Annotated in this window: 14 protein-coding genes; 3 read left to right on the top strand and 11 right to left on the bottom strand. The window is 63.2% G+C overall.

The genetic code is table 11. The features are described 5' to 3' along the window. Positions 1–172: 172 nt before the first annotated feature. Together H9X91_RS08680 and groL are read left to right on the top strand one after the other, a co-directional pair. Positions 173–457, top strand: coding sequence for a co-chaperone GroES (locus H9X91_RS08680; RefSeq protein WP_204804364.1), 285 nt, complete (start codon positions 173–175; stop codon positions 455–457). Positions 458–627: 170 nt separating this feature from the next. Then, positions 628–2,256 (top strand): chaperonin GroEL, encoded by a 1,629-nt coding sequence (gene groL, locus H9X91_RS08685; protein WP_204804366.1) that lies wholly within the window; start codon positions 628–630, stop codon positions 2,254–2,256. Positions 2,257–2,582: 326 nt separating this feature from the next. On the opposite strand, the gene H9X91_RS08690 is transcribed toward groL, so the two are convergent. The 11 genes from H9X91_RS08690 to H9X91_RS08740 all read right to left on the bottom strand — a co-directional run bounded on the left by H9X91_RS08690 (position 2,583) and on the right by H9X91_RS08740 (position 13,999). Next, a complete protein-coding gene (locus tag H9X91_RS08690; RefSeq protein ID WP_204804367.1) occupies positions 2,583–3,119 on the bottom strand; it encodes a flavodoxin domain-containing protein in 537 nt (178 codons plus the stop codon). A 59-nt stretch (positions 3,120–3,178) separates the two neighbouring features. Continuing rightward, positions 3,179–4,246 (bottom strand): hypothetical protein, encoded by a 1,068-nt coding sequence (locus tag H9X91_RS08695; protein ID WP_204804368.1) that lies wholly within the window; start codon positions 4,244–4,246, stop codon positions 3,179–3,181. Next, a complete protein-coding gene (locus tag H9X91_RS08700) occupies positions 4,216–4,857 on the bottom strand; it encodes a 5-bromo-4-chloroindolyl phosphate hydrolysis family protein (RefSeq protein WP_204804369.1) in 642 nt (213 codons plus the stop codon). The genes H9X91_RS08695 and H9X91_RS08700 overlap by 31 nt, the downstream gene beginning before the upstream one ends. A gap of 1 nt (position 4,858) precedes the next feature. Beyond that, positions 4,859–6,478, bottom strand: a complete 1,620-nt coding sequence (locus tag H9X91_RS08705) for a VWA domain-containing protein (protein ID WP_204804370.1) — start codon at positions 6,476–6,478, stop codon at positions 4,859–4,861. Positions 6,479–6,672: 194 nt separating this feature from the next. Continuing rightward, entirely contained in the window at positions 6,673–7,497 is an 825-nt protein-coding gene (locus H9X91_RS08710) for a MurR/RpiR family transcriptional regulator (RefSeq protein ID WP_204804371.1), read from the bottom strand. 10 nt (positions 7,498–7,507) lie between these two features. Then, positions 7,508–8,293, bottom strand: coding sequence for an inositol monophosphatase family protein (locus H9X91_RS08715; protein ID WP_204804373.1), 786 nt, complete (start codon positions 8,291–8,293; stop codon positions 7,508–7,510). Continuing rightward, positions 8,290–9,087 (bottom strand): PHP-associated domain-containing protein, encoded by a 798-nt coding sequence (locus H9X91_RS08720; RefSeq protein WP_204804374.1) that lies wholly within the window; start codon positions 9,085–9,087, stop codon positions 8,290–8,292. Before H9X91_RS08720 ends, H9X91_RS08715 begins: the two co-directional genes overlap by 4 nt. 16 nt (positions 9,088–9,103) lie before the next feature. Beyond that, the gene (locus H9X91_RS08725; RefSeq protein ID WP_204804375.1) at positions 9,104–9,940 is read right to left on the bottom strand and encodes a CbiQ family ECF transporter T component; all 837 of its coding nucleotides are present in this window, start codon (positions 9,938–9,940) and stop codon (positions 9,104–9,106) included. Positions 9,941–9,945: 5 nt separating this feature from the next. Further along, on the bottom strand, positions 9,946–11,637 hold the full coding sequence (locus H9X91_RS08730) for an ABC transporter ATP-binding protein (RefSeq protein ID WP_204804376.1): 1,692 nt from the start codon (positions 11,635–11,637) through the stop codon (positions 9,946–9,948). A 1-nt stretch (position 11,638) separates the two neighbouring features. Continuing rightward, a complete protein-coding gene (locus tag H9X91_RS08735; RefSeq protein ID WP_087239157.1) occupies positions 11,639–12,484 on the bottom strand; it encodes a DUF8171 family membrane protein in 846 nt (281 codons plus the stop codon). Positions 12,485–12,625: 141 nt separating this feature from the next. Further along, a complete protein-coding gene (locus H9X91_RS08740) occupies positions 12,626–13,999 on the bottom strand; it encodes a PhoH family protein (RefSeq protein ID WP_204804377.1) in 1,374 nt (457 codons plus the stop codon). Positions 14,000–14,400: 401 nt separating this feature from the next. Here H9X91_RS08740 and H9X91_RS08745 point away from each other — a divergent pair, with 401 nt between their 5' ends. Further along, complete coding sequence (locus H9X91_RS08745; protein WP_204804379.1) at positions 14,401–16,671, top strand: choice-of-anchor I family protein; 2,271 nt, start codon at positions 14,401–14,403, stop codon at positions 16,669–16,671. Positions 16,672–16,683: the final 12 nt, after the last annotated feature.

Raw genomic sequence — 16,683 nt, forward strand, 5'->3', positions numbered from 1 at the left:
CCCCTCCCCCTCCGGCAGGGAAAATTTTTTTGAATTCACAAATTCTTCATAGATACCCCCTTTACAAAAGGAACGCATTGCGCTATGATAGCAGCGTTAGCACTCGAATGATATGAGTGCTAACGCTGAACTTGTTTTTTCAAATTTTTATTTCTATAAGGAGGAACCCGTTATGAAACTCACTCCGCTTGCAGACCGCGTCATCCTGAAGATGGTGGAGACCGAAGAGACCACCAAGGGCGGCATCATCCTCACCGGCAGCGCCAAGGAGAAGCCCTCCGTGGCCGAAGTCATCTCCGTGGGTCCCGGCGGCAACGTGGACGGCAAGGACGTGGTCATGACCGTGAAGCCCGGCGACAAGGTCATCACCAGCCAGTACGCCGGCACCAAGGTCACCCTGGACGACGTCGAGTACGTGGTCGTGCGGCAGAACGACATCCTGGCGATCGTGGAGTAAATTCCCCAATCGCAATTAGGAATTAGAAATTAGGAATGAGGAATTGTGGAGCCGCCTCCGGCGGCCAATTCCAAATCGTCCGGCTCCGCCGGACACCGGAATTCCTAATTCCTAACTCCTCATTCCTAATTCATGAAGCATGAAGCTCTATTACAGGAGGTTTGATTACTATGTCTAAGCTCATCAAGCGCGGCGACGAGGCCCGGAAGGCCCTGGAAGCCGGCGTCAACTCTCTGGCCGATACCGTCAAGATCACCCTGGGCCCCAAGGGCCGGAACGTGGTCCTGGACAAGAAGTACGGCGCTCCCCTCATCACCAACGACGGCGTCACCATCGCCAAGGAGATCGAACTGGACGACCCCTTTGAGAACATGGGCGCCCAGCTGGTGAAGGAAGTCTCCACCAAGACCAACGACGTGGCCGGCGACGGCACCACCACCGCCACCCTGCTGGCCCAGGCCATGATCCACGAGGGTCTGAAGAACCTGGCCGCCGGTGCCAACCCCGTGGTGGTCAAGAAGGGCATGGCCAAGGCCGTGGAGGCCGCCGTTGCCGAGGTCAAGAAGCAGGCCAAGACCGTGGACGGCTCCAAGGACATCGCCCGTGTGGGCGCCGTGTCCTCCGGTGACGAGGAGATCGGCAAGCTGATCGCCGACGCCATGGAGAAGGTCTCTTCCGACGGCGTCATCACCATCGAGGAGTCCAAGACCGCCGAGACCTACTCCGAGGTCGTGGAGGGCATGCAGTTCGACCGGGGCTATATCACCCCCTACATGGCCACCGACATGGAGAAGATGGAGGCCAACCTGGACGATCCCTATATCCTGATCACCGACAAGAAGATCTCCGTGATCTCCGACATCCTGCCCATCCTGGAGCAGATCGTCCAGTCCGGCAAGAAGCTGCTGATCATCGCCGAGGACGTGGAGGGCGAGGCCCTGTCCACCCTGATCGTGAACCGTCTGCGCGGCACCCTGAACGTGGTGTGCGTCAAGGCCCCCGGCTTCGGCGACCGCCGCAAGGAGATGCTGCAGGATATCGCCATCCTCACCGGCGGCACTGTGATCTCCGAGGAAGTCGGCCTGGAGCTGAAGACCGCCACCATGGATATGCTGGGCCGTGCCCGCCAGGTGAAGGTCACCAAGGAGAACACCACCATCGTGGACGGCGCCGGCGACAGCCAGGCCATCAAGGACCGCGTGGGCCAGATCCGCGCCCAGATCGCCGTCACCACCTCTGACTACGACAAGGAGAAGCTGCAGGAGCGGCTGGCCAAGCTGGCCGGCGGCGTGGCCGTCATCAAGGTGGGCGCCGCCACCGAGACCGAGATGAAGGAGAAGAAGCTCCGCATCGAGGACGCTCTGAACGCCACCCGCGCTGCTGTGGAAGAGGGCGTGGTCGCCGGCGGCGGCACCATCTTCGTCAACGTGATCCCCGCGGTGGAGGCTCTGCTGAACACCGTGGAGGGCGACGAGAAGACCGGCGTCCGCATCGTGGCCAAGGCCCTGGAGGCCCCCATCCGTCAGATCGCCGCCAACGCCGGCCTGGACGGCTCCGTGATCCTGGAGAAGGTCCGCAATTCCGGCAAGAACGGCTACGGCTTCGACGCCTATAAGGAGGAGTACTGCGACATGGTGTCCTCCGGCATCATCGATCCCGCCAAGGTGACCCGCAGCGCCCTGGAGAACGCCGCCAGCGTCTCCGCCATGGTGCTGACCACCGAGTCCCTGGTGGCCGACAAGCCCGAGCCCCCCGCACCCGCTGCCCCCGCCGGCGGCGATATGGGCGGCATGTACTAAAAAATAGCCGCTGACCCTTGATACCGCTGGATCTTCTGTGGCTGGTGTCCCCGATTTACACCAAATCTACACCAATTCAGCGCTTGATAGGCAGAATATCAGCCCGCCGGTTCCTTTCGGAGCCGGCGGGCTGATCATGTTTATGTATCCACTTTTCAGTCGTGACCACAAGAACTCTGGTCGTAAATTCTTCAGACCGTAAGTATCTGAAAATCACTCAATGCCATTTTGGGGATAGCTGCTAACGGGTTTGGATCACCGACCCCTGTACGCGATCAGATGCCCATCGGCCGCTCTGGTTGAAGGCACTTCTTTCCCAACATATCTTATCCGCGCAGGATCTCTCTGACGATGGGAGCCAGCGCAGAGAGATCCGTGAAGTCCACCTGTTTTCCGTAAGTCTCCAGCAGCGCCTGGTCCTCAGCGGACCTCTGCCGCGCCGGCTTCCTGCGCAGGGAGAAGCACATTGCGGCCATCATGGCCCGGTGGCGTGGGGACAGAACGGCATAGTCAATACCGCCCCGGAGGTGGAAGAGAACGGCCCGCTCCGAAAGCTCCGGCGGCAGCTGCTTTTGAAGTGCCGCGCGAATATGCGCCCGGTTCTGCGGCTCCGCAGGGTCGGCCAGACCCACAGTGGCCACGATCAGCCGCTGGCCATCCCCGAGGGAAAGTCCTTTCATTGCCTGCTTGAGCCCCAGCACCCCGCCGGCATAGAGCGCCCCAAGATAGACAAGGATACTCCCCTCAGCCAGCCTGTGGAATTCCCCACAGGGGATGGCGGACAGGCCGGTGAGCCGGGAGAGCTCCTCCGCATACCGGCGGGTCGTGCCGTATTTGCTGCCATAGACAATGATCCCGTCCATCTGTGAAAATGCCTCCCTTTGCACAGCGCATTTATCCAGCCCTGCGGTAAAATTTACGTTTACGACAGAGCGGCGATGATCTTCTCCATGGCGGCGTAGCTGGGCATGGCGGCCACCTGGGTGATCTCCGCGGCCAGGTGAGGGACGCCGAAGTGGTCTTCGTCGGCGTCCGTGCCGGATACCTCGGTGCGGAAGCCGTGATTTTCCCAGGCCAGGCGCTGGACCTCCTCGTCCAGCAGGGCGTCGATGCCCGCCTCTCCTGCCTCATCCAGGGCGATGTAGACATGGGAGGACCAGACGGTGGGGGTGGGATAGAGCAGCACGATGTCATCCTTCAGCTGCGCCCAGTCCTCCGGGTTCTCCACAGCGAACTCCAGCAGCTGGTTCTCATAGCCGGCGATCACAGGCTTGGCCCCCATGCCGGTCTTGAGGAACTGGTCGAACAGGTCAGAGGAGGACGCCTCCATATAGCCCAGCTTTTCGAAGATGGCCTTCAGGCGGGGCAGCACGGCCTCCACACTGTCCGCATCCGCCACCCCGCCGCACAGCACATTGGCCAGCAGCCCCGCGAACATATTCCCGGAGTTGGAGCGCACAGGGTCGGTGGTGTTGACCGCCACGGTGCCGTAGAGCTCCGGCAGCCCCAGATCCGCCCAGGTGGTGCCCGCCTCGATCTCCGCCACCAGAGCGGCCATGTCCATGTAGTAGACCCCGTCCCGCTCTGTCACCAGTCCCTCTTTCTGGAACGTCTCCAGGATGGGACGGTGGGTGTAGAGGACGATGGGGGTGTTGAATACGATCTGGCTCTTGCCCGGCGCGCCGCAGAGCTGCTGGTAGTACTCCAGGGCGGTCTGGCTGGAGGGAAAGAGAAAATCCCGGCCCTCATGGTCCGCCGTGACCATGTCCAGGGAGCCAGCCTTGGCGTAATCCAGGGTGAGCCCGTACTCCCGCTCCAGAATGTCCTGTACCGCCTCGTCCTCCAGCAGGCCGATCTTTTCGCCCCCCACATAGCCCCGCAGGACGGTGGGCTCCGGCCGGGGGCCGCCGCCCAGCAGCAGATAGACCGCCGCCGCCCCGATGACAACCAGCAGGATGATCAGACCGATCCATTTTGATTTGCTTCCCATTGGAATCCCTCCGTGTTCAGCAGGCTCTCCATGACCTTCATGTCCGCCTCCGCGTCAAACCGCTCCGAGGCCATCAACTGGCTGAGCTGTTCCTCGAACCCAGTCTTCAGCTTGGGCAGAATGGCCCGCACCTTCCGCTGGAACTCCCGCACCTCGGAAGTCCCCAGCCCGGCATCCTGGAACTTCACATACTGCCCCAGGATCCGGCCCACCGTGTCCAGATAGTAGGTGAGGAAGCGGTTGGCCGACGGGATCTTCTCCGGATGCTCCCGAAGATAGCAGTAGAGGCGATCCCCCGTCTCCGTGAGGGCCAGGGCGTCCTCATGGGTCCGGACGTCCGTAATGCGGCCGGCGGCCGACCGGATGGCCTTCAGATCCCGCTCCGCCTCCTCCATCAGGGCCTGCATCTCGCCGCCGTCTGGCCGCTGGGCGAAATAGAGGGTGATGGGGTCCGCCTTTGGGGCCAGCAGGAACCACACTCCCAGATAGATTCCCACCCCCAGCACGGCGCTGAACAGGAAATTCCAGCGCAGGCCCAGGGCCAGGATCAAAAAGGCCGCGCCCCCCACGCCCAGCGACAGTACCAGTTGCCGCAGCTGTCCTTTCTTCATCTCAGTTGTACCCCTTCACGCTGCGGAAGGCCCCGATCAGGTCCTCCCGGCCGTCGAAGACCCGGGCGTGGGTCAGTTCCGCCAGCTCCTCCAGCTGGGTGGGATCGGCGGAGCCGAACATGATAGAGAACACCGGCACATCCGCCCCGAAGACCTCGTAGCCGTCCCGGAAGTCGGAAAAACTCCCGTCGGATACCCCGTCCGTCAGCAGGATGATGGCAGGGGTGTACTGGCTCAGGTCGTAGTTTTTCAGCTGCCGCAGGCCCTCCATGGCGGCATAATAGATGTCGGTGCCGCCCACGGCCTCCTCCGCCTCCACCTGAGTATAGAGGGCTTCCAGCTCCTCTCCGTTCCCAACGGCGGTGTAGACGTCCCGGGGGTAGCCCTCAAAGGGGATGAGGATATTGACCTCGTGTTCCGAGGCCTGGAGCAGATTTTGCTCTGCGTTCTCCTGGATCAGGATCTGGCTCATGGCCTCCACCATCTGTTCCCGGCCGATCCCCTCCATGCTGCCGGAGTAGTCCAGACAGTAGACCGTGAGGGAGGGCTTGCGGAACTCCGTCTGGTACAGGTTCAGACACTCCATGAGCACATCGGTGGAGGGCATCCGGATGGGGGAGAGCACCCGGTCCGGCTGGACGCCCCAGTCGGCGCGGAACACGTCGGCGTTCTCCGCCGACACCCCCTCGTAACCGGTGCGGCGGCCGGTGCGCTGGATCTCGTTTTGCACCTCGTCGGACAGGAGATACTCCTGTAAATCCAGAAAGGCCTGTTCCTTCTCGGTGTCCCCGTTGTCCACATAGCCCAGGGGGGAGTCGGCGATGGACAGGCCGTCATAGGGGTAGAGGGCATACAGCGTCTCCTCCCCCCGCGCCTCCAGCTCTTGATTGGCGCTGATGATGAGGCACTCATAGTTCACCATGGCGTCGTAGCCACCGGTGAGGAACAGGTCCTTCAGCCAGTCAGAGCTTCCGGAGGATCGATCCACGCCGGAGAGCAGCTGGGTGATCTGCTCCGCCAGGCCCGGGGTCTGGAGGTTCTCCGACGTGATCACATCCGGATTGCCCAGCAGGGCGTAGAGGAAGCCGATGTAGGCACTGCACCCGGAGTTGGACTGGGTGGCGGAGGTCATGCAGAACTCCAGCTCCCCCGCCTGGATGGCGGAGAGCAGGTCGCCCACCGACACCTCCCGGCCCACAAAGCCCAGCTCCTCCGCCAGGCTCTGGCGGATGCCGAAGACCACCGGGGTGATGGAGATGGACTGGGCGTGCTTCACCCGGTACTGGGTGTCCCCGGCGGTGAGCCACAGGCTACTGGCCGGCCACACCGCGTCGTAGTCGATGGTCTCCCCCTGGAGGGCGCGCATGATGTCCAGGGAGCCCTGGTAGTCCATCTCGATGTTCACGCCCCGCTCCCGGACGAAGTCATCCAGGATACCCTCCAGCTCCTGGTTCTCCGAGCCGGAGAGAATGCGCAGCGTCACGTCACCGCCATAGTCGAAGGCGTGATCTCCGCTGGCGGAATCGCCGGTGGAGACTGCACTGTCAGACGGCGTCGGACCGCAGGCTGTCAGAATCAATGCCAATGCCAGGATACATACAGATAAAACCGCGCGTTTCATAGCAGCAGATCCTTCCTTTTCAGATGTGGTGCGCAGGCAGCGCAAGCCCATGCGCGGAATATATAAAATAATCCTAATCTACCATATCACAGCCGGCTTGCGCCCACTACCGCGGCGCAGTAAAATGCGTGTAAAATTTGTGCATCATCCTGGAAAATGAACGCATCCCCCATGTGCGGGCATGGGGGATGCGTTCATCCGTCTGGAAAATAGTCCTTTTTCATCCGGTGCAGCGACTGGAGACGCTGCGTACCTTCGTCTCCCAACCGTTCCGCCACAGCGACTGCCAGAGCATCCAGCAGGGCGGCGGGAGCTGCCATAGAGTGATACTCCTTCTCTGTCCCCCGGTAGGCAAAGAGGCTGATGTCCGCCCGCTCCTCCGCGGGCAGGCAGGTGCGGCCCACAAAGGCCAAGGTCCGATAGCCGGCGGACCGGCTGTGCTCCAGGAGGATGCGGCCCTCCCGGGAGAGCTTGGAGAAGCTGAACAGCACCACCAGATCGTTCTCCGCCGCTTGCGCGAGTCCTTCCAGCAGTTCAGAACCGCCGGAGGGAAGGAGAGACACCTGTAAGCCCAGCCGCCGCAGGCGGAAATGGAGCAGCTGTGCCATGGAAGCGGAGGCGTTTTTTCCGTGAAGAGACACCCGCCGGGCAGAACAGAGAGCCTCCACCGCCCGGTCAAATTCCCCGGTGGAGAGCTGTTGTATGGTCTTCTCCAAGTATGCCCGCTGCCGCTCCAGCCAGGCTTGGGGGGCGAAATGATCCCCCTGACTGAGCGTGGCCGTCAGTTTTACCGCCGGGCCGGGAGACTGCTCCAGCACCAGAGATTTCAGCGCCTTGAAGTCCCGGCAGCCCACATGGCGGGCGAAGCGGGAGACCGTGGCGTCGGAGAGCTCCAGCTGCTGGGCCAGTTGGCCGATGGAAGAAAACAGGAAAGCATCCGTGTTGGTGTTGATATAGTCCAGGATCTTCTGCTCCGCCCGGGTCAGTTCCCCGGCCGGGGTGGGAAGGTGCAGGTCCATGACAACCCCCTCATTCTTTCAAAATTGCTTGCAGCGCGCTGTGGAGCCGCCCGTTAGAGGCCAGCAGAGGCCCGCCCTCCCGGAGGGATAGGGGGCTGCCGTCGGGGGCGGTGACTTTTCCTCCAGCCTCCGCCGCGATGCGCATTCCGGCGGCGTAGTCCCAGGGCTGGAGAGACAGTTCCACATAGCCGTCCAGCCGTCCGCAGGCCACCCAGCACAGGTCCAGGCTGGCGCAGCCGGTGCGGCGCACGTCCTGACACCGGTCATACAGCGCCCGCATCTGCCGGAAAGCCGCATCCGCCAGCTCCCGGCGGCCTGGGACGGTGCCCGTGGACAGGAGGCTGTCCTCCAGCCGGGAGACATCGCTGACGTGGATCGGGACTCCGTTTCGGAGCGCTCCGCCGCCCCGGCAGGCGGCGAAGCACTCCTCCGTATAAGGATTGTATACCACACCGAAGACGATTTGTCCACCCTCCGCCAGAGCCAAGGAGATGGCGCTGTGCCGGAAGCTGTGGATCAGGTTGGTGGTGCCGTCCACCGGATCCAGGATCCAGCAGGGGCGGCTCCAGTCCAGCCCCGTATTGTCCTGCTCCTCTCCCATAAACTGGACATCCGGGGCCAGGGCGGCCAGACGCTTCCGCAGAAACGCCTGTACCGCCACGTCCACATTGGTCACATAGTCCGTTTCGCCCTTGGAGCGGATGCTCTGAACGGCGGCGGGATCGGTCAGCAGTTCCCCCGCCTCCAATACCGTCTGGACGGCCCCCTCCGCCAGGGAATCCGTCAGGGCGGTCATGCGGTGGCCTCCCGGGTCAGAATGGCCACGTAGTCGCCTCCCAGGGCATGGATCTCCTTCAAGGACCGCTTCAGCAGGCAGGCGGTGCGCACCTGGAAGGCGGCAGTGTCGGAGAGATCGATGGCGTAGCGGCCGGCTGTCATCTCCCCATAGAGGGCGGGGACGGTGTCCACCTCCCGTTCAAAGACCGTGGTGACGCAGCCGTACTGCACCGCCTGATGGGTGTCGCTGCCGGACACCACAGGGATGCCCAGCTTTTTCCCCAGGTCATGGGTGAGCCGCTCCGTCCTCTCCCGGTCAAGAGCCAGGTCTTTCCCGTTCAGATCCAGAAATTTCAGGCGGCGGAGCTGCTCCTCCGGCAGTTCGGGCACATGGCCGCCGGCGCGGAAGGGGTGGCCGCAGCCCACCACCACTGGGTACTTCTCAAACAAATCCATGAGCCGGGAGAAGGGCAGAAAGTCCCTCTTCTCCTTGTGGGGCTCCAGCCGCCGGTTCAGCTCCAAAATGGCCTCCAGGGGCCCGATGGACAGGATATGACCGCCCTCCGCCACATCCGTCTCCATGCCGGGGAACACCTTCAGGCCGTTTTCCAGCTCCAGGGCATCCCCGGTCCTGCGGCTCACCGAGGCGATGTAGCCGTACACATCGGCGAACTGGAGGGTGTTGAAGTGCTCCGTCAGGCACAGGGCGTCCAGACCGGCGGCTTTGGCCTCGCCGAAGAGCCAGTCGGTATAGGCAGTGGAGAAGGGGAGCTTTTTCGCCAGCTTCCCGTGGGTGTGAAAATCCAGGCGCAAGAGAAAACCTTCTTTCTTACAGCAATGTAGAGATCAGAACCGCCACCGCCACCACCAGCAGGGAAACTGCCAGGAAGATCCCGTCATTACAGGACACCTTCAGGGCGGCCAGCTTGATCTTTTTCACGGACTTGTTCACCGCCGCGTACCGGTAGCCCCGCAGCTCCAGGGCCTCCACCGTGGTGCGGGAGCGCTTGGCGGTGTTGAGCATCAGGGGGTAGAAGGACTGCATGATGATCTTCACCTGATAAATCAGATACCTCACCTTGCCCCCGAAGGTCTCGTGGGCGGGGGGATTGCCCCGCAGCCGGTAGGAGAGCAGCACGTTCTGGAATTCCTCCATCAGCATGGGCAGCATCCGGTAGGCGTAGGAAATGGAAAAGCTCAGCCGCTCCGGGCAGCCGTACCACATGAGACCGTTGGACAGCTTGTCCGGGTCCAGCCCGGAGAACACGGTCACCGAGGCCAGGGAGATGGTGGCCACCTTCAACGTGAGGATGAGCAACGGGGCAATGGCGGAGGCGTCGCCTCCAAAGAGCAGGGTCACCACAAAGAGATACCCTGTCTGGGAGAACACCCCCAGGGCGAAGAGGAACAGCACCAGCCCTGCCACTCTCGCCAGGAGGGTGGTGGCCATCACCAGCAGGAAGCACCCCAGCAGGAAGGGAATGTCGCTCACGAACCAGGGCACCAGGCCGAAGAACAGATACCAGGCCAGCAGGATTCGGGGGTCCAGGCCGGCGATCACGGTGTCATCGTTGCCATAGGCGTTCTTCAGCACCTGATTGCGCAGGAAGTCCATGGAGAGCTTATCCAGGATGCTCTCCGAGAGTTTTGCGGTCAATTTTTCCACAGCGGTCACGCCTCCTGAAAAGACGATAGGAACTCGTCGATGGTATAGCACAGGGCTCGCCTGTCTAAAGCCTGCCCCATGGTGAAGATCTCCGGCGGGCGGATGCCTACCTGCTCCACCAGGTCGGCCCGGGCAAAGATCTCGTCCCGGGGCCCGTCCGCCACCACACGCCCGCCCCGCAGCACAATGATCCGCTCCGCCCACTGACACACCAGCTGCATGTCGTGGGTGGCGATGATGGCGGTCTGGATGATGTCCTTCATATCCGAGAGCACCGCCATGATCTCCCGCCGGGTGGCGATGTCCAGATTGGCGGTGGGCTCATCCAGCAGCAGGATGCCCGGGTTCAGGGCGATGCCGATGGCCAAACTGGCCCGGCGCATCTGGCCGCCGGACATGAGGCGGCCGTCCCGGTCCGCCAGCTCTGTCAGCCGGAACCGCTCCAGCAGCTCCGCGGTGCGCTTCTCCCACTCCGGGACCTTCCGCACCTCCATGGCATAGGCGATGTCGGCCCGGATGGAGTCCTTGATGAACATCTCCTCCGGATTCTGGTAGACCAGGGAGATCTGCCGGGACAGATCCTCAGCCTTTTTGTCTCCGATGGCCTCCCCAAACAGGGACACCGTGCCGGCATTGGGCTTCAGCAGGCCCACCATCAGCTTCATCAGGGTGGACTTGCCCGCCCCGTTGGAGCCGATGAGGGCCACCTTCTCCCCCTTGCGGATGTCCAGATCCAGCCCGTCAAAGACGGTGTGGGGCTCCCCCTTCACCGAGCGGTAGGAGAGGGACACGTTCTGAACGGACACGGCGCTTTCACCGCCGGGAGCGGCGGGCGCCGGCTTTTCCCGGGGGATGTATCGCAGGCCGGCAAAAGCCTTCTCTCCGTCCGCCACCGTGGTGGGCAGAGGGACATTCGCCGGGAGAATACCGCCCTTCCGCAGGCCGTAGGCCGCCTGGGTCACCTGGGGCGGGAAGATATTGCAGGCCTCCAGCTCCTCCACCCGCTGGAGGGCCTCCTCCGTGGGCAGCATCCACCGCACCTGTCCGTCCTTCATCAGCATCACGTGCTTGCAGAAGTCGGCGATGTACTCGGTGTGGTGCTCAATGACGAGGATGGTCTTGCCGTGGTTCTCGTTCAAATCCCGGAGGACCGCATAGATCCGGTCGGCGTGCATGGGGTCCAGCTGGGCGATGGGCTCGTCCAGGATCAGGATGTCCGGCCGGAGGGATACCGCGCCGGCCAGGGCCAGCAGGTGGGTCTGACCGCCGGAGAGCTGCCAGACGTACTCCTCCTCCCGGCCCTCCAGACCGCACTGCTTCAACGCGGCTCTGCCCCGCTCCAGGTAATCGGGAAAGGCGTAGTTCAGGCAGGAGTAAGAGGCGTCGTCCAGCACGGTGGGCCGGACGATCTGGTTTTCAAAGTCCTGATACACATAGCCCACCTTTTGGGCCAGGACGCCCACGTCGTACTCCAGCGTGTTCAGGCCGCACACCCGGACGCTCCCTTCCATGGTCCCCGTGATGAAGTGGGGGATCAGGCCGTTGAGGGCCTTGCACAAAGTGGACTTCCCGCAGCCGTTGTTGCCAACGACCGCCAGGAAGTCCCCTTTGGGAATTTGGAGGCTGATGTCCCGGAGTGTGGGCTGAGGGACGCCTGGGTAGGTGTAGGTCAGGCCGCCGATCTCAACCGCGTTCATCTCAGTTCACCGCGGACTTTTTCCCTGCGTTCTTCTTGATGACCAGCAGGGCGATGATGGCCACCGCGGCGGCGGCTACCATACCCACAGCCAGGGCGGTGCCGCTCTCGGCCCACTCGGCCTCCCAGTCGATGAGGGACATGCCGGCGGTGGCGGCCAGCTCGGCCGCGATGGCGCACGCAAAGCCGACGGCGCACACGATCAGAGCCTTGGGGCTGATGCCGCTGACGGCGCTCTCCGGGGTGCGGGGGGCCATGCCCAGCAGGGGCTCGATCTTGCCGTACAGCTTGGGCACCAGATACAGGGCGGGCAGCAGGCAGAACAGAATCCCGGAGAACAGCAGATCGTTGAGGAAGGCAAAGCCCTCGGTGGCGAACACGCTCTCGGGAAGGCCGGCCACGGCCTCGAAGTCCTCCACCGCCAGCTGGACCTTCAGGATGTCCACCACGGTGCCCATCAGCAGCTGGGCGGCGGTTCCGGTGATGGCGGCCACGCCCACCATGGCGCGGTTCTTGGGGTCCTTCACCAGGCGCCCGGCAATGTACACGCCGATGGTGACGGTGAGGAACTTCTCCAGCTCGCCCAGGCCGCCGAACTGGCCCAGCATGATCTCACTGAATACCAGCTCGCCGGTGGCGGCGCCCAAAGCGGCGGACAGGGGGTCGAACAGCATGGCCAGGGTCAGGGGAATGAACAGGAAGTACTCCACGGAGAACTCCACGACCCCCACCTGAAACTTGGGGATCAGCTCCGTGAACAGGGTGGCCAGCCCGTACAAAGACATGGACAGGACAAAGATCATCAGCTTCTGGGACTGTGTGGCAGTCTGTTTCTGTGCGATACTCATAGCATATTTTCCTCCCTATGATGGTGTGTTTCTCGCTCACACAGGCACAGTGTACCACCGGGATGTAAATTCTTCTTCCAGAGCCCTGTAAAATGTAAATAAATTTTCTTTCACGCCGTGTTATGAAAGTTCCAAATTCATTTACATCCGCACCGCCGCATCCAGGGCCAGGGAGGAACGCTCACATTCGTCCGGGAGCATGGTCAGCTGAGCGCACAGGGGGCTGCCCCTCATGCGGGCGCTGGCGTAGGTCAATCCGTTGCTCCGGGTGTCCAGCAGGGGGTGGTCAATCTGGGCCGGGTCCCCCAGCAGCACCACCTTGGTGCCCTTCCCCACCCGGGTGATGATGCCCTTGACCTGCCGGGGGGTGAGGTTCTGGGCCTCGTCGATGACGAGCCAGGTGTCGGTGATGGACCGGCCCCGCATAAAGTTCATGGCCTCGGCGGTGATGACGCCGGTGTCGAAGAGGTAGTCGATGCGCCCCCGGAGCTCCTCCTCGCTGCGCCGCTCCTTTTTCTTTCCCTCCAGATCCAGCAGGATCTCCAGATTGTCCACGATAGGCCGCATGAGGGGGGAGATCTTCTCCTGCTCACTGCCCGGGAGGAAGCCGATGTCCGCGTCAAACTGGGCATTGGGGCGGCACACCAGAATCTTCCGATAGGGCCGTTCCTCCGCCTCCAGCACCTGCTCCAGCCCTGCAGCCAGGGCGTAAAAGGTCTTGGCGGTGCCCGCCGGCCCTTGGATGATGGCCAGGGGCGCCTCCGCCACCGGCAGCAGCAGGGCCTCCTGCAGGAATTGCTGCCCCACGCTCCGGGGCTTGACGCCGAATGGGCGGACGCCGCCAAAGCGCAGGGCGGTGACCTTCCCCTCCCGGAAGCGGCCCAGCATGGTCTTTTTCGGCTCGGTATCCGAGTGCAGAAGGACGAACTGGTTCTCGGTCAAGGAAACCGGCTTCCGCTCCCCCGCACCGTCCACGGTATAGAGCTCCTCCGCTGGCGCCCCTTTTTTCTTAAAGGTCGTAAGCAGACCGTCCGGGATATAGACCTCCGTCCGCCCGGTGTAGGGCTGGGCGCCGTCCGGCAGCCGGTCGGTGGTGAAGTCCTCCGCCGGCACCCCCATCATCTGGGCCCGGATGCGGGCGACCATATCCCGGCTCACCAGCGTCGCCGGCGTCCCCTCGTCCATGAGGCCCTGGCACACCTTCAGCACCCTTCCCGCCCGGCTGTCAGGTTCTATCCCCTGGGGGAGGGCCGCGTCCACATGGTTGACCTCCAGACGCACGGTGCCTCCACTGGGCAGGGTCACGCCCTTTACCAAATCGCCCCGGAGCCGCAGGTCCTCCAGGAATCGGAGTGCCTGCCGGGCGTTGTTTCCCGCTTCGCCGTCGGCCCCTTTCAGAGCGTCCAGCTCCTCCAGCACCGCCAGAGGCAGCACGATGTGGTTGTCCTCGAAGGACTCCAGAGCGTAGGGGGCCTGGAGGAGGACATTGGCGTCCAGCACATAGGTCTTCTGCATACGTTGCGCCTGCCTTTCTGTTTTTCATGCTTGGGAGCGGTGCCCGGAAAAACAGCGCCGGTTCGCCCCACAAGGGCGCAAACCGGCGCTGATCACACGCTGTTGATTTTGATTGGGCTTTCTGAACCTGTGCTCCATACTGCCGCTCCCAACCGATGCCTGCCGCATCTGTATCCAGTATAGCAAACGCCGCTCACGGCGCGCGACGGTGTTTCCGTAAAGAGACCGCTAAATCTATGTGAAGCACGCCGCCTGCGGGCCAGGTATCGTTCCGGCCCGCAGGCGGTTACAAAGAATTTACATGCTACTACTTTCGGATTTTACAACGGCGGGATTATACTATTCTAAATTGGGAGGATACTCGGCTCCCTGTCCAAAACAAAATCGCAGGAGGAAACAGCATGAGAAAAGCAAGAAGGCCGGCGGCCACCGCCCTGGCCCTCGCTCTGGCGCTCCAGCTGGGCGCCGCAGTGCCGGCGGTAGCGGCGGACATTACCGCCACCGCCGGATATGAAAACGGTAATTCTCCCCTGAACCTAACCCAGATCGCCCGGTACACCTCTGGCCAGTTCAACGTGGACGGCGGCGTCATGGAGATCGTGGCCTATAACCGGGCCAACAGCTTTGCCTACGCCATCAACGGCCAGAGCGGCCTGCTGGCGGCCATTTCTCTGGAAAATCTCGCCGCCGGGAGCTCCGTCGCCCGGCTCAGCGGCACGGACATTGACGTGAAGGCCCTGGTAGAGGCGGCGGACAGCTCCTTCCGCTATGGAGATATGACCTCTGTGGCCGTCTCTCCGGACAGCGCCACCCTGGCCGCCGCCCTCCAGGCGGAAGGGTACAACGACGCCGGCCGGGTGGCCCTGTTCACCTGTAATGCCGACGGCACCCTCACCCTGAAGGATTTGGTGGAGACCGGCGCGCAGCCGGATATGGTGACCTTCGCCGACAACAACACCGTCCTCACCGCCGACGAGGGGGAGCCTCGGGAGGGGTACGGCGACGGGATCGCCGACCCCAGAGGCTCGGTCACCGTGGTGGACGTGTCTGCTCTCACCAGTGAGGTGGTGGGCTTTGACGCCTTTGACGGCCGGCGGGACGAGCTGGCGGCCTCCGGCGTGGTGTTGAAGAAGGGCGTGAACCCCTCCACCGACCTGGAGCCAGAGTACATCGCCGTCTCTGGCGGCAAGGCCTATATCACCCTACAGGAGAACAACGCCATCGCGGTGCTGGATCTGACCTCCCGTACCTTTGACGGGATCTACTCCGCGGGCTTTGAGGACTACGGCGTCACCCCCGTCGACATCGACAAGAAGGACGACGCCTACGCCCCCAAGACCTACGGCGGCCTCATGGGCATCCGGATGCCCGATGCCATCGCCGCCTTCCAGGCGGAGGGCAAAACCTATCTGGTCACTGCCAACGAGGGGGACGCCCGGGAGTGGGGGGACGAGGATCTGGGCACCTTTTACCTCAATGAGGACGAGCGGGACTTCGGTGACGAGGGCGTGACCTCCCCCACTGGGGCCATCACAGCGGAGAACTCCGGCCTCACCGGCAAGGTGGTTTTTTTCAAGAGCGGGGATTTTGACGGTCTGGATACCGGTAAGGACTACCTCTTCGGCGGCCGCACCTTCACCCTCTATGAGGCCGGTGCGGACGGCCTGACCGAGGTGTTTACCAGCGGGGACGACTTCGAGGCCCTCACCGCCCAGTACCTGCCCGACTACTACAACTGCTCCAACGACAACGCCGTGGTGGACGACCGCTCCGGCAAGAAAGGGCCGGAGGCGGAGAGCGTCACCGTGGGCACGGTGGACGGCCGTACCTATGCCTTTGTGGCCCTGGAGCGCACCGGCGGCGTCATGGTCTATGACGTGACCGAGCCCGCCTCCGCTCAGTATGTCAACTACATCAACACCCGGGACTTTGCCTCCGTGGTGGAGGGCTCCGAGGAATACGAGGACGGGGAGCTGGACAAGTGGGTCACCGGCGGCGACGTGGCCCCCGAGGGCCTGCTGTTCCTGGACGCCTCCGTCAGCCCCACCGGCGAGGCCCTGCTACTGGCCGCCTGCGAGGTGTCCGGCACCGTGGCCGTCTATCAGGTGGGTGGCGCGGCCCTGTCTGTCCTGCCCTTCACCGATGTGGATGCCCGGGACGTCCAGGCGGTGCGCTATGTCTGTGAGAACGGCCTGATGGCCGGCATCAGCGCGGATCGTTTTGATCCCAATGGAACGCTGACCCGGGGCGAGGCGGTCGCGACCCTGTGGGCGCTGGAGGGCCGCCCGGTGGTAAACTACCTGATGACCTTCTCCGACGTGGATCCGGCGGCCTCCTATGGTGAGGCTGTCCGCTGGGCCGCCTCTCAGGGGATCGCCGGCGGCTACGGCGGCGGCCTGTTCGGCCCGGACGATCCCATCACCCGGGAGCAGCTGGCGGTCATGCTCTATCGCTACGCCAGGCATGAGGGCTATGACACCGCCCAGGGCGGCATGGCTATTCGTGAGTTTGGAGACTTCGCCCAGATCTCCGGTTACGCCCTGGAGGCCATGACCTGGGTGGTGGAGGCCGGGGTGCTCACCGGGCTCGACGGCGCCCTGGCCCCCGGCCAGGCGGCCACTCGAGTACAGACTGCCCAGGCTCTGCTGGCCCTGTCCCAAATCGCCGAATAACCAGGCGCATGG

The organism is Oscillibacter valericigenes (assembly GCF_016902445.1).
In the GTDB taxonomy this organism is placed as follows: domain Bacteria; phylum Bacillota; class Clostridia; order Oscillospirales; family Oscillospiraceae; genus Oscillibacter; species Oscillibacter avistercoris.